Annotated in this window: 10 protein-coding genes; 6 read left to right on the top strand and 4 right to left on the bottom strand. The window is 56.3% G+C overall.

The genetic code is table 11. From position 1 onward, the window contains the following. Positions 1–488: 488 nt before the first annotated feature. From KTQ37_RS16090 to KTQ37_RS16080, 3 genes are all read right to left on the bottom strand, one after another. The gene (locus KTQ37_RS16090; protein WP_218631532.1) at positions 489–1232 is read right to left on the bottom strand and encodes a hypothetical protein; all 744 of its coding nucleotides are present in this window, start codon (positions 1230–1232) and stop codon (positions 489–491) included. A gap of 240 nt (positions 1233–1472) precedes the next feature. Next, positions 1473–2240 (bottom strand): RES family NAD+ phosphorylase, encoded by a 768-nt coding sequence (locus KTQ37_RS16085; RefSeq protein ID WP_218631531.1) that lies wholly within the window; start codon positions 2238–2240, stop codon positions 1473–1475. Continuing rightward, positions 2200–2625: an MbcA/ParS/Xre antitoxin family protein gene (locus KTQ37_RS16080; RefSeq protein WP_236021297.1), complete on the bottom strand. Its 426-nt coding sequence runs from the start codon at positions 2623–2625 to the stop codon at positions 2200–2202. Before KTQ37_RS16080 ends, KTQ37_RS16085 begins: the two co-directional genes overlap by 41 nt. 280 nt (positions 2626–2905) lie before the next feature. Between KTQ37_RS16080 and KTQ37_RS16075 the strand changes: the two genes are divergently transcribed. From KTQ37_RS16075 to KTQ37_RS16065, 3 genes are all read left to right on the top strand, one after another. Continuing rightward, the gene (locus tag KTQ37_RS16075) at positions 2906–8056 is read left to right on the top strand and encodes a RecQ family ATP-dependent DNA helicase (RefSeq protein ID WP_218631530.1); all 5151 of its coding nucleotides are present in this window, start codon (positions 2906–2908) and stop codon (positions 8054–8056) included. Between the two features lie 243 nt (positions 8057–8299). Beyond that, positions 8300–8722: a hypothetical protein gene (locus tag KTQ37_RS16070; protein WP_218631529.1), complete on the top strand. Its 423-nt coding sequence runs from the start codon at positions 8300–8302 to the stop codon at positions 8720–8722. Then, positions 8723–9643: a TerB family tellurite resistance protein gene (locus tag KTQ37_RS16065; protein ID WP_218631528.1), complete on the top strand. Its 921-nt coding sequence runs from the start codon at positions 8723–8725 to the stop codon at positions 9641–9643. A gap of 452 nt (positions 9644–10095) precedes the next feature. Here KTQ37_RS16065 and KTQ37_RS16060 read toward each other — a convergent pair whose 3' ends face one another. Next, positions 10096–11043 carry a hypothetical protein gene (locus tag KTQ37_RS16060; protein ID WP_218631527.1) on the bottom strand — a complete coding sequence of 316 codons (948 nt, stop codon included), beginning with the start codon at positions 11041–11043 and terminating at the stop codon, positions 10096–10098. Positions 11044–11390: 347 nt separating this feature from the next. On the opposite strand from KTQ37_RS16060, the gene KTQ37_RS16055 reads away from it, so the two are divergent. From KTQ37_RS16055 to KTQ37_RS16045, 3 genes are all read left to right on the top strand, one after another. Continuing rightward, a complete protein-coding gene (locus tag KTQ37_RS16055) occupies positions 11391–12695 on the top strand; it encodes a hypothetical protein (RefSeq protein WP_218631526.1) in 1305 nt (434 codons plus the stop codon). 72 nt (positions 12696–12767) lie between these two features. Further along, positions 12768–13400 (top strand): hypothetical protein, encoded by a 633-nt coding sequence (locus tag KTQ37_RS16050; RefSeq protein ID WP_218631525.1) that lies wholly within the window; start codon positions 12768–12770, stop codon positions 13398–13400. A gap of 24 nt (positions 13401–13424) precedes the next feature. Then, positions 13425–14024, top strand: a complete 600-nt coding sequence (locus tag KTQ37_RS16045) for a thermonuclease family protein (RefSeq protein ID WP_328799747.1) — start codon at positions 13425–13427, stop codon at positions 14022–14024. Positions 14025–14232: the final 208 nt, after the last annotated feature.

The following is a 14232-nucleotide window of genomic DNA, read 5'->3' as shown; positions in this document are numbered from 1 at the left end:
ACCGATGTCCGAAGGTCTTCCTATCCGCTATCGCCCTCGCGGCTACCGTCATCTATTGGCTATGAGTCCTGACCCTAGTATCGCAGTCAGCCACTCGGCCAGAGCACGCCTCGTCCAATATTTCTTTGGGCCGGGTGGGGGGCCGACTTCCATGGCGGGACCGCCACCTTCGGTCATATAAACGCGAAGCCCGGGAAGGCTTGAGTCAGCAGTTTCGGCGCCGGAGTAGTCGATGCCGATTGTCCTTTGAAATTGCATGGCGGGCCTCCGTCTTGAAGAACTCTCCACGGACCGAGGTGGGTTGTCCAGCTCGGCCATAGAGCGCGAACTGCGCAAGCCGGTTTCAGGTTGGGGGCGGGGATGGGCCCCAGTCGGGAGCGAGCGGTGATGGCGTTCGCCATCCAAGTCGTGCCTCACAGGCGGTTTGCGCTCGCACTGGATGCGGAAAACAACGCGTTTCACGGTGGCGCGAGCGAAAGAGCAAGAACTTACCATCGTCTGTCAGGTTCAAAGGCGACTTTTGCAACGATTTTCGAGGCATCTCCCCTGGTGCGATATCGCCCGATAGGCTCTCCGGGCTCGCCATCGTCGACGCCTTCTACCCGGTGCATGGTAAAGGTCTTGTCCGCATTGGGGGACAGTCGGAAAAGCCGTCCGTTCTTACGCATGTAGACGCACTTGGAGCCTCTTATCTGGGTCCATGGGCAGTCGGAGTGCGAGAGGAGCTTTTGCTCCTGCTTAAGCCGCTCCTCTTCAATGCGGCGTATTTCAGCATCTCGGCGTTCAAGCCTAAGGCGCTCAAACTGCGATACCACGTATTCCGAAATCCGCCCGATGATGGCGGGAAGTTCAGTCCCAGCCGTCTTTTCCTCTTCGTATATCGCTCGACACTCGTCGCGCAGGGCTTCCTCAGGCTGGGCGATGGATTCGACCTCAATCAGATGTCGCATATGTTGCGCGAGATCCGTGGGCGTCAGTTTCGGGCCGGGTAATGAATTGAGGAACTCAAGCATATCGTCCGCCGGGATCCAGCAATCGAGAGCCTCGACGATGACGTCCTTCCGTGGCCCGTCCCACTTGCGCCAAACGGCGCTGTCGTTGTCGAGCTCTGCGACGATCTCCGCCGACAGCTTGCCTAGAGAATGTGGGTCACGCATGTGGCGCAAGGATGGGCTGCGCACATAGTCCCTAAGATGCCGAAAGACGATTTCAGCGCGATGGTTCAGGTACATTGGAAGCCCCCTAAGTCTTTTCCATTTGGGGGCATCATAGACCATTGCCCGTCGTGAAGTGCCGCTCGCAGGCTCTTTGTGACGTGTTCGTGGTCTCTAGGATGCTTGCAGCGCTTCCGTTCGGGGGAGCGGTGGGCTTCGTCTTGAGGAGCTCGCTTGCGTGTAGGGCTTCAATTCGGAACAGCTTGTGGCGGATTGGCACGCAAACCTGGTATTGGCCTTTTTCGGCTGCCGCCCCGATTATGCCCTCTCCCAATTCATACCAGCAAGCCGCAGATCTTCACTGAAACTATCCGGCCTGAACTCGAGCCCGAGACGCGGGTGCTCGCGCACCGCCTGCGCACCGGAGCGTCCGATACGGATGCGCCAGGTGTGGCGCTCGACTGGGGCAGGGTTGCGAAACGCGCGGCAGGACAGCACGGCTAGGTTCGCGCCAAGGTTGGGATCTCGTACGGAGAGGTAACGTATGATCTCGACGCCGATCTCGCGAGCGCTCTCTGCGAGGCTCTGGCAAGGGGCGTACTCACTAAGATGCGTCCATAGTGCGGTATCACCGCTCAATTTACCCAAGGCCAAGTCGAGCGCCACCGGCGTGGCCAAATCGACGGAGAACGCCGTGTATTCGGCAGCAACATCGGGGAAGGGGGTTTCTGGACTCTCCGCAAAGAAGAGGAAGCGGTAGAAGACCATTTCCGCCACGGCCGTCTCTGGGCGCTCAGCGCCATACCAGACCCCGGGAGTGATCCCGGATTTTCGAAATCGCGAGCCCTGCGGATAGGGGCGATAGCGGAAGGGGGTAGAGAGCAGATAGTCGAGATGGCGACAATCCTTGGGCACGGGTGGCTTGGTCGCCTCAAGAATCTCTTCAAGCGCTTCCTGCTCGCTTAGGCTGTCGACGAGTTTTAGAGTTGAGACCCGATGCTGGGCTTCAGCGAGCCGCCATGCGACCCCTTCGAACGGCATGGCCTCAGAGCGCAGCGCGTCGGGCGTCCAGGTAAGTGACGACATCTGCCAATCCTTGAACCGTGGCGATCCGTTCCGCCGGGATCGCTCCAAGAGCCGCATTGGGAGCAACAAGCCAGGCACGAGCAACTTTCTCATCTCCGCCGGTGATCGCGTCGAGCGAGCGGAATGTCCGTACGAGAAGTGCCGCAAGCTCGAATGGCTTGCTGTGCTCTGCAAGTGCCGCCTCACCCGTTCTGAAGCGCGAGACCTGAGCCTCCGAGACACCCAGCACATGGGCCAGTTGCCGTCCTGTGATGTTGAGCCTCTCGGCGGCGCGTACAGCGGCCTTTGTCAGGATTGCTCCGCGATCTTGGGCTGCGGCCTGGTGGTTGGGGTTTATCATGGCAAAAACCTTTCTTGAGAAAATATATGCCTTCACTATTCCCATGGGAAGAAGTTTTCGGATGTATGCGGCCAGTGGCGTTGCTTTTTTTATGAAGACGCGCCTTTCGGTAGGGCGGGAGGGGGCTCACCGGGTCTCATGGCCAATTCCGAGTTTGATGGGCGCCGCGTTGCTTGGCTGCTTGTTCACGCTTGGAGACGATGCCCACGCAGCGGTGCGGTGTCGCTTGAGGCAGAGCCACTGGGGCACCCCAATCGATCCCTCGCGACAACCCCTTGACCTTCAAGCGGAATGCCATCGAATATCCAATTAGATAATAAAACAAATGGGCAGTTCGAACTTGACGCTGGCACGGCCTGATCATTCACAGTTACTGCTGCGACGATGCGTGTCGATTGACTTGGAAGTCGATCCGAAAACCGCGACGATTTTCGCACTGGCGGCGGTTCGATTTGGGGATGCTCCGGCCATCGTATCTCGCAAAGGTCAACTTGAGAGCGCCCTCGACCGTCTCGAAGAAACCGTGGTCGACACGGACCACCTGATTGGCCACAACATCCTGCGCCACGACCTGCCGCATCTCGCCGCCGCTCGTCAGCGCCTCGCCCATTTAGGCCATTCCATTATTGATACGCTTTGGCTGAACCCGCTGGCGTTTCCGCGAAACCCCTATCACCACCTGGTCAAACATTATCACGACGGCCGATTGCAGGCTGGGCATGTCAACGATCCTGAACTCGACGCGCGCCTCGTTTTCCAGGTGCTCGAGAACCAACTCGACGCATTTGACCGCCTGCATGAAGAGGCGCCCGATGCGCTGATCGCCTTTCACTATCTCACTATGCGCGCGCCGCCATCGGCTGGCTTCGACGCGGTCTTCCGCCATATCCGCTCGGCCTCTCCCCCCTCAGAAAGCGCTGCCCATGAGGCGATCCGTCGCTTGCTGGCAGGGCGCGCCTGTAACAGGCGTATTGAGCAGGTTTTGGGCCGGCTCACCCATGGGCAGCTTGGTTGGCCTATGGCCTATGCTTTGTCCTGGATTTCTGTCGCGGGTGGGGACTCGGTCATGCCTCCCTGGGTGCGGATGCAGTTCCGTGAAGCCTCGCTTATCGTGCGCCATCTACGTGACACCCGCTGTGAGAGCCCGGATTGCACCTGGTGCCGCGAGAAAAATGATCCCAAACGCGCACTCGCGCGCTGGTTCGGTTTTGATGCCTTTCGCCCGGCGCCAGTCGATGAGACGGGACGGCCATTGCAGGAGCGGATCGTCGATGAAGCGATGCGAGGGCAAAGCATCCTGGGTATCTTGCCGACTGGCACGGGCAAATCCGTCTGCTACCAAATCCCGGCCCTCTCGAAATTCGACAAGACCGGCGCACTGACCGTCGTCATCTCGCCGCTTGTTGCCCTGATGGCTGACCAGGTGCAGGGCATGGAGCGGGCAGGGATATCCTCCGCTGTAACCATCAATGGCATGCTCTCACTCCCCGAGCGCCAGAATGCGCTTGATCAGGTGCGCATGGGCGAGGCGGCCATCTTGTTGATCTCCCCCGAACAGCTGCGCAGTGTCTCGGTTCGGTCGATCCTGGCGCAACGAGAGGTCGGGCTCTGGGTTCTCGACGAGGCGCATTGTGTTTCGAAGTGGGGACATGATTTTCGGCCGGACTACCGATATATCGGCCGCTTCATCAAGGAATACTCGGGGGACGAGCCGCCGGCGCCTGTGCTGTGCCTGACGGCGACGGCAAAGCCCGAAGTCGTTCAGGACATTCGCGAGCATTTTCAGTCCCGATTGGATCTCAATCTGATGCTGCTCGATGGTGGGGCCGTGCGAACGAACCTGACCTTCGAGGTGCTCCCCACTCAGCAAGAGACCAAGCTCACTGATATTCTTGACGTGATCGAGGCGAAACTCCCACAGGACGGAGCCTCGGGCGCCGTCGTTTATTGCGCAACGCGGAGCGCGACCGAACGGGTGGCGGCCTTCCTGCGCCAACAGGGACTATCAGCCGAGCGTTTTCATGCGGGGTTACAGCCTGAGGAAAAGCGCGAGATCCAGGAGAATTTCCGGATCGGCAAGCTGCGTGTGATCGCGGCAACCAATGCGTTCGGAATGGGGATCGACAAGCCCGACATTCGCCTGGTCGTTCATGGCGATATTCCAGGCTCGCTCGAGAACTATTTGCAGGAAGCGGGGCGCGCTGGGCGCGACAGGGCCCATGCCAACTGCGTTCTTCTCTTCGCCTCAGCAGATGTTGAGAGACAGTTCTCGCTCTCCGCCCGATCCCGTCTTGCCCGTCATGAGATCGGTGCCATTTTGCGCGCGGTGCGGCGGATTGGTGAGCGCGTCGATAAATCCGGCAGTAAGGCGAAGAACGGCACGGAAGTCATTGCGACGGCAGGAGAAATCGTGCGTGCCGAGCGTGATATGGAGTTCGAGCGTGATAGTGCGACCGATGACACGCGCGTCAAGACTGCGGTTTCCTGGCTGGAGGATGCAAAGCTTCTAACCCGCGAAGAGAACCGGGTGCAGGTCTTTCCGTCCTCCTTGCGCATTCGCACGATCGGCGAGGCCGAAGCGATGATTGCCGCGTCGACGGAGGCCATCACCGAAACGCGGCGTAAGCAGCTTCTGGACATCGTACGGCATCTGATGAACGCGGCGCCGGATCAAGGGATATCGACAGACGAGTTGACAGGTATCAGCGGTCTGAGCGGTGGCGGTCTGACGAAGGCGATGAATGATCTGGAGACGCTCGGGATTGCCCGAAACGATGTAGCCGTGACGGTATTCGTGCATGTCGGCGTGAAGGGCCAATCGCTTCAGAGAATGGCGCAGGCCTCGCAGCTCGAGGCGGATCTGATTTCCAAGATGCGTGAGGCCGCGCCTGACGCGGACCGGAACCAAGGAATACCTCTGCATCTCGCGGAAACGTGCCAGTCCTTGCGAGATATGGGCCATATGAGCGTGCGTCCTGACATCGTCGACCGGCTTTTGCGCGGCATGGCGCGTGATGGGCGCGATCAGGACGGCGGCATGGGGAACCTTCGCCTGCGCACCGCCTCCCGAAACACGATCGAGGTCACATTGAACCGCTCATGGGGGATCCTCGAGCAAACCGCGGCCATTCGAAGACAGGCGGCCGAGCTTCTGCTGGCACATCTCATCGGCAAGGTGCACCGGGGCATTCAAGGCAAAGACATCCAGGTCGAAACCACGATGGGTGATCTGCTTGCCTCGCTCAATGGTGACGCGCTCCTGAAGGGCGCGGTGCAGGACATGAGCAAGCTTATGAGCCGCGCGCTCCTGTGGATGCATGAGCTGGAAGTGGTGACCCTGGGTAAAGGGCTGACCGTGTTTCGCCCTGCGATGACCATTCACCTGCGCCCCGGTGGCGGCGGGTTCACGCAGAAGGATTTCATTCCCCTCGAGGAGCACTACAGCGAGCAAACCATTCAGACCCATGTGATGGCCGCCTATGCGGAAAAGGGGCTGGCCTCGATGGATGAGGCGCTGCGCCTGTCTGAGGATTATTTCGTGCTCGAGCACGAGACGTTCCTGAAGCGCTGGCTGCCTGATCGCGGCACGGAAATTCGACGCCAGACCACGGGCGCCTCCTGGAAGGCGATCGTCGAGGTTCTCAATAACTCAGTCCAGCAAAAGATCGTTCAGGACGACCGTGAGCAGACCAACGTTTTGGTTCTGGCGGGCCCCGGATCCGGAAAGACCAGGGTGCTGGTCCACCGGATCGCCTACCTGATCCGGGTAAAGCGTGAAGATCCGCGTGGCATCTTGGTGCTGAGCTACAACCGCCATGCCGCGACCGAGATCCGGGCTCGGCTGCGCTACCTCATCGGTGATGACGCCAATGGGGTAACCGTCTCGACCTGCCATGCGCTTGCCATGCGGCTCGTAGGTGCAAGCTTCGCGGGAGATAACGCGGAGAGCCGGGACTTCGACGGGATTGTCATGGAGGCGGTGCGTCAGCTCAACGGTGAGGGGCTGTCAAAATCAGAGGCCGAGGCACAGCGCGAGACGCTCATTCAAGGCTATCGGTGGATCCTGGTGGATGAGTATCAAGATATTGGGCCGGAGGAATACGCCCTGATTGCCGCTGTGGCTGGGCGTTCGCTCGACGATCCGGACCTTCGGCTGAGCCTCTTTGCTGTCGGAGATGATGATCAAAACATCTATGCGTTCGGGGGCGCCTCCATCCGGTATATCCGGCAGTTCGAGGCAGATTACCGGGCAAAGCCTGAGTTTTTGACCCAGAACTACCGCTCGAGCGGGCATATCATCGATGCGGCCAATGCAGTCATTGCTCCCGCCGCAGAGCGGATGAAGCTGGGTCATGACATCACCATTAATCGTGCTCGACGAAACGAGCCAGCTGGCGGCGCGATTGCCAAGCTTGATCCGGTGGGGATGGGGCGTGTGCAGCTCTTGGACTGCCCGCCCGCTGAGGATGCACAGGCTCTCGCAGCGATCGAGGAGTTGCACCGTCTATCCTGTCTCGATCCCGATTGGAGTTGGTCGCGTGCAGCCATCATTTCCAGAGATTGGCGGCGTTTGGGAGCGGTTCGCAGCTTCGCCGAAGCTCTGGGTATCCCAGTGGAGATGGCGAATGAAAGCCTGCCGAGCATCTGGCGGCTGCGCGAGACGCAAAAGTTTGTGATGGCGATACGCCAGGATCCGGCGCGTCTTCTGGGTGTTGCTGATCTTCTGACGATGCTGAACGCCCAACCTCGTAACCGCTGGATCGACCTGATTGCAGAAGGCATTGCAGCGCTGGCGCGAGAGCTTGGTGACAAGAAAATGCCAGTGCCCGATGTCGTTGAGTGGCTTGCGGAGTGGTCTCGCGATGTCCGCTCGGAGCAGCGTGGTCTTCTCTTGCTCACCGCACATCGCGCGAAGGGGCTGGAGTTCGATGATGTCGTGATCTTGAACGGAGGTTGGGATCGGCCATCCAAGGGCGAAGATGCGGATGCCCCCCGGCGCCTCTTCTATGTCGCAATGACCCGCGCCCGCCGTAGTCTCTCGGTCATTACGAGTGGCCGCCATCCCTATGTGCACGCAGGTGAAGACAATGTCTTGGTTCGAAAGGTTTCGCCTGTCAGCAAGGATCTACCCGTTGAGGCGCATCAATACATGATGCCGGATCTAAAGCTCGTGGACTTGTCTTGGGCTGGGCGCCTGCGTGATGGGCATCTGTCACTAGAGGCAATTAACTCCGCCAAGGTCGGGGATCCTATCAGCCTTGTGGCGGATGAGGACAGGTGGCTGATCAAGGACGCAAAGGGGCGCACACTGAGCCGCATGTCCCAAGCGTTTAAGCCTCCATCCCCCCAAAGTTTCCTACGAGGCGAAATCGGAGCGATCGTGCGCTGGCGCAAGACCGATAACAAGGAGGAGTTTCGCAGCACGATCCGCCGAGACGAATGGGAATCGATCTTGCCCGAACTAGTATTTAGCTGACATGCCGTTGGCTTGCTTGATGTGGTGCGGCACTATGCGTTGGTTCTTTTAATGCATTGATTAAGAATGATTTAATGCCGTTAGCGGCGCTCCTGGGTTGGTGGGGGTGCCGGAAATGTTTTTCGAATGATGTTAACATTTATCAACATTCTGGAGGGTTTCATCGAAAGACTTGCGCAACGAATGCTGCAGACGCATTCTGAGCAAATACAATGTCCACTTTCTTGTTTGCGGGGAATTTGAATGTCGGCAGCGCTAGAGGCACTGATACGCGACGTGAATACGTCTTTGCCTGAACGTAAGCTTGTAGAGCTCATTGAAAGAACGAGTTTGTCGGCGGATCTCAAAGCCATTTTGCGCGATTTGGCGCGCATCACGGTACGCATTGGATCGAAGGTTGTTGCGGTCGGCCGCAAGATCCTGGCGTTCGTTTTTGACCTGATAAAGGCATTCCCAACGGTAACGCTTGGGGTCATCGCTGCGCTCGTTTTGACAAGCTTGATTGCGTCGATCCCTCTCTTGGGTGGGATACTCGCTGGATTGCTCAGCTCCCTTATACTCGCCCTTGGAGTTGCCGCTGGCGCACTTAATGATCTCCTGAGCGACAAGCTCAAAGAGCGTATTGATGGGCTGGTTAATTCCTTCAGTGCTCTTGTGGGTGCCTGAATGAGTGCGACCGAAGCGGAACTGGTGCAAGAGCTCAGCGAAACTGACCTCGTCGTCGCGGACACCAATAAGTTCAAGATCAAGCTGGGAATTGGTGAAGACGCCTACGGCTCCCTGAAGTTGAAGAATACGCTTCAGACACTCTGGGACGTGAAAGGTGCTGGAGCGGTTGGTGCCGTTGCAGCCGCATCCCCTGCCGTGGCTACCACGTTTTTTGGTGGGGGAGGATTTCTATCGGCTCTTGGGCTCGGCGCCGCTGCCGCGACCCCAGTTGGTTGGGTGGTGGCTGCAGCTGTTGCGTCAGGTGGCGCCTACTATGGTGTCATGAAGGTCATGTCTGGCTACACGTCTTCACGCGTGGAAACCATTCCCAAGTTCATTAACACGCCCATAGACCTCCTCGGAGCTACTCTCTTCGATATGATGGCCGGGCTCGCCCTGAAAGTCGCGGATTTCTCTGGGGAAACTGAGGACGTCGAACGCGAGGCAATTGTCGCCTACTTCGCTGAGGAGTGGGGAGTCTCCGAGGACTACGCCAGACGAGCGCTTCCGCTCCTCGAGATGCAAATCAAAGGCCGTACATTGAAAGAGATGGCAAAGGCTCTCGCCGACTACCAGATCGACAATGATGACTGTAACCCGACCGCGATGAAAAAGGACATTCGCAAATTCCTTGAGGAGATCGCATACGCGGATGGCGAATGTGATGAGCGCGAGGAGCTCGCGATCGAGAGCATTGTCCGGGAACTCGATGCCCACCTCTCTATGCAAAGCCAGCTCGCGAAATCTGCAACCCACTACTCGAAAGCTGTCGGGGACTTAATTCAGGACTCTGGTGCTGCAGCAGTGAAAACGGCGCAGGCGACTTTTGAAAAGGCCAAAGGCCTCTTTGCTGGATGGGGCAAGGATTCAAAGGGCTAATTAGTACGTGCTCGCCACATACTTTGGCAGCTCGGCTCCCAATCATTTTGTTTCGAGTGCCCATTAAACACTTTGCGTGTCCGGGGTTATTTTGCCAATGGCGTCCTGCGACCTTACGCTGCTTCGCAGCTCGATCCGGGGGCTGAGCTGAGGTTCCATCAATAGGATGCCCCTATCATTAGTCGACGATGTATCGGTTCATAAATTGCCTATCGCTGCGCGCATCTGGCCCCCTCCCAAAAAGCCTTCAAATGGCATATCGTTAGGGGGAGCACGCTACGGCGCGAGATCTAGTGGAAATCCAGAAATCCAGATGATGTTAATATTTTTTTTGGTGCTGCTCAGGTAAAATGATTTCTGGTGGAATTTTTTAATGTAGGTGGGTATTTGTTATCGTTTTTTATCTGGTTGTGTCTGGGTGTGCGGGCGTATTGTTGAAAAGTTTCCGGCTCTTATTTAAATGATGGAGGGCCGGCGTAATCGCCTCTTTCCAAGATGAATATGGGGGTTGCGATAGATATAGAGGAAAGAAAATTAACGGTTTCTGCTGATTGTGGTTCGATGCCTAAGTTCATTGATAAGCTTAAGGCGTCAAGTGTTATTCTGCCATCGTAGACGCAGAGACGGTCGCCTTCCTTGTAAAAGCAAGGGGAGAGTTCTTCTGTAAAGTTTAGTGTCTCTTTAGTGGTGATCTTAAGTATTTCGTCAATTTCCTTTTGTTGTTGTGTGTTGATTAGTTCCAGATATATGTCGGTGAGGATGTTTGGTCTTGTGAGTAGCAAATCTGAACTGATGAAAGATATATCTCTCTTTATGCTTGTTATCACTTCAGATTTTGGTCTCCCGCATGATGAGAATACGCTGCAGCTGAATAGTATGTATTGTTTTTCCAAGGTTTTATAAGAAATTATTAATCTGAAGTTCTGAATGATTCCTTCTAAAGATAGGAGGGCGCTTTCTGTGTTGTTTTGGAACTTCGTGTCGTTAATTGCTGCGCTTGGATTGTCGATCAGAGAATCGAAGGATTGAGAAAGTAGTTTGTCCACACTGTCAATATTTGGTTGCAGTGATTTTAGTTTTTCGGGTGTTGGTGGGGAGGTGCAGAGCATTAAATCAATTATTCGTCCCGAGGATTCTGGTGGTGTTGGGGGAGGGGGGCACTCATATCCTCTGTCTTGAAGTGCTTGTTCAAATGCAGATTTTGGCATGTCCAAGTCGACGCCAAGAATTTTTATAGAATCTGCGAATGATAGTCGATAGCTAAGCGCGCATAATATAATTGATGCTGAGGCGATTAGTAGTATTGATGAGATGACGTCTGATGTCGTCCCGGCATAGCTATTTTTAGTGGTGACTGTGTTGTTTTTTTTGCGCTTTGAGTATTTTGATTGGTGTGTCATGCTATTAATTAACTATTTATCCTGGGCTGATGCTCGACATGGCCGAGTTGAGGATAGGCGCTGATGGCGCAACTAGCGTGTCAAGGTTGACGACTTGCGGTTTTGGCGATCTTCACTTGAGCCTAACTTGAGTTCTTAAATCGGGCAATCGATTGCTAGGGCTTCTGAAACGATGCTGGTTGTTAGGCGTGAGTGGTTCAGTTCTACTCCAGCAGAAGAGGGATCTGGGCACTACTTGACCCCGGCGGGTTGATTGTAACCAAGCTACTCTAGAAAACGTCAGTCACCTCGCCCATTTAACGGGGAGGTTTCATCCCCTGTTGTCGATCCCAACCAAGGCACATTCCATGAAAACTTCGAACAAGGCGCTCACTGCTGCTGAGGCCAAAGGGCTTCGAACTGCCAAGGAGCTCGAGGGGCATCTCGCGTGGTTGGAAACCTTCACCCCCGCCGCGCTCGGTGTGCTCGCCATTGCTTCTGGTATCTATACCTACCTTGGGGTTTCTTCCATCTTGGAAGATAACGGGGCGATGAGCTTCTTTGCCGCGCTCGCATACTCTGTGGCCGTATCGGTCGGTATTTTCGTCTTCTGGAGCTACATGCTGCGGTTGCTTCCCGCTATGCGCAGTGCGAGCGGATTTATTGGCCTTACGGTGTCGACGATGGTCGGCTCTCTCGCCATCATTGCTATGTCGAGTTGGCTTAACGCTGCCGCACTTGCTGGTTCAGCTGCTGTGGAGCAGCACTTGGACAACACGGTGCGCGACTATCAGGCTGCTCTGGAACAGGCCCACGATATTGCCATTTCCGCGCAGGCATTAGGGCGCGAAGTGGAGCGGGCACGGGCCGCGTTTGAGGCGCTCGCTGATCAAGAACAGTCGGGGCAGTTATCCGGCACCGCCGGCAAGGGAGCTGTCTTCCGCGTGCTGACCCAAAAGACTGAAGAGCTCAAGAATCTTGAGGAACAGATCCGCGGACAGCAGTCCCAGATCGATGAAGCATTTGAGGCGGGGAACCAGATTCTCGGCCGCATGCGAGCACTGACCGTTGCGCCTGGGCCTGTTGAGAAGCGCTCGGTCGACTTTGCAGAAGAAAGCGTTCGTCTGGCTGGAGTGGTCACCAGGCTGAACCAGCTTTCGATTGCACCTCTCATTGCGCGTGCGGCTCAGGATCTTCCGGCATCGGTCGTGCTGCCGGAACTCGATGGCCGTTCCACGGGGGTCAGGGACGCACAGTCTTCCACAATCGATTCCGTTATCGCCGCTCTCAATCAGCGGGGGCAGACGCTGAAGCGCGCTGCTGATGAGGTCCTTGCAAAAGAACCGCCGATTCAGACGACTTACAATCCGATAACGAGTGCCGATGCCGTGATCCGATATGCGGGAAGCTTTGTTCCTTCGTGGGCGGGCGCTATCGCAATCGATCTTCTTCCCGCAGTGCTGGTGTTTGTACTGGCCGTTACTCAGGCGGCTATCCGGAGCGGGCGTGATGGACTCAGCATTGAGGAGACACTGACCCTTGCCGACTTGAAGGCAGCGATCAACGCTATGCGGGATGTAGAGGTCACGATGGGTGGCGCAGATGCGGAGATACGTAAACGCCTGAGTGGTGGCGAGGCGGTGTCCGAGAGCGTGTCGGGCACTGAGACCTGAGCCATGCTGAATGCTTCCAGGAGTTATTTTAAGGGACTCGATAGTCAGAAAGGCTTGCGGCTGGTTTTGGTAATGCAGACCTTGATCGCCGTGCTTCTGATTTTGGGGGATATGGTCGGCAGATGGCACCCTGCCGGTGCGTCGGATCTTCCAAAATTGGCGGGTCCTGTTGAGCCCGGTGACCAACTACGTCGCTTTGAACCCAGCCCACAAATGCCCAGACTTGGTGATCCATCCATCCCGACGAATGTTGACCTTCCAGAAGATTTTCCAGAACGACTGACGTTTCAGGTGATCGATGGAGGCAAGTTGGGCGAGCTCCTATTGCTCAATGGTGCGATCGAGACGGGGGACACGCAGCGTCTGCAATCTTACCTTGCGGATCTGCAGGAGGTGCCGAAAACGATTGCACTGAATAGTCCAGGAGGGATGGTCGTAGAAGCTCTCGCGCTTGGCCGTCTGCTGCGAGAGTTAGAGATAGACACGACGATCCTTGACGGTATGGCCTGCATGTCATCCTGCCCCTACGTCTCGCTGGAGGGGTTGAGCGGCAAGTATCGGAGCGAGGCTATGTTGGCCTTCACCAGCACTACTACGATCAAAACCTCTACATTCCGGCCTACTTTGCGGTTGAAGAGATACAGCGCGGGCAGGGGCAGACGATGTCCTATCTCGTCGAGATGGGCATTGATCTTAGCATCATGATCCATTCTCTCGATACGCCCCCCGATGACATCTATGTATTGGTCCGGGAAGAGCTTCTCGAAAGCCGATTGGCGACAAAGGTCGTCGAATGACGACAGAATGATACAGGCTAAAAGACTAAATAGGCGACACGGGTGGTTACCTGAATTGATACAGAGATTTCTTCTCGCTTCATTTCTTATCGTGTATGCAGCCTCTTCGGCGACCGCTCAAACGATTGCGGGTACGGCATCGGTCATCGACGGCGACACGATCGAGATACACGGTCAACGGATCCGCTTGCATGCAATAGATGCCATCGAGAGCCGTCAGCGCTGCCTGCTCTTGGATGGGCGGACTTGGAATTGTGGTCGGGATTCAGCGCGAGCTCTGGCTGAGAAGATCGGCCGAGCTTCAGTTAGCTGTCGCGTTAAGGGCATTGATCGCTATCAGCGGTACGTAGCCGTCTGCACGCAGAAGGGCGAAGATCTGAACGCTTGGATGGTCTTGAATGGTTGGGCGGTTGCCTACCGGCGTTACGGGATGGATTACGTAAACGAGGAGGCGAGGGCACGAAAGGCTAAGACGGGTATATGGGGAGGCAAGTTCGTGATGCCTTGGGATTGGAGAAGAGGGCTGCGGTAGCGCTTGATGTCGCATCGTCACTCTCGGTTCAAAAATCACCTCTGTCTCGATCTCCTTCAGTGCAAGACATATTTGCCGCTCCCCGCCAAAAAACCTTTTCCTATGGATTCAGGTATCGCGCATTCTATAGTTAGGGTCAGGACCCATTGATTTCCGTTTACCGGCATGATTCACGGCTCGAAAACCGAGCGGTGAACATGTCTGATCT

The sequence above is a fragment of the Sedimentimonas flavescens genome (genome assembly GCF_019264375.1).
Classification (GTDB): domain Bacteria; phylum Pseudomonadota; class Alphaproteobacteria; order Rhodobacterales; family Rhodobacteraceae; genus Rhodobacter; species Rhodobacter flavescens.
This window is presented reverse-complemented; position numbering and strand designations above follow the sequence as displayed.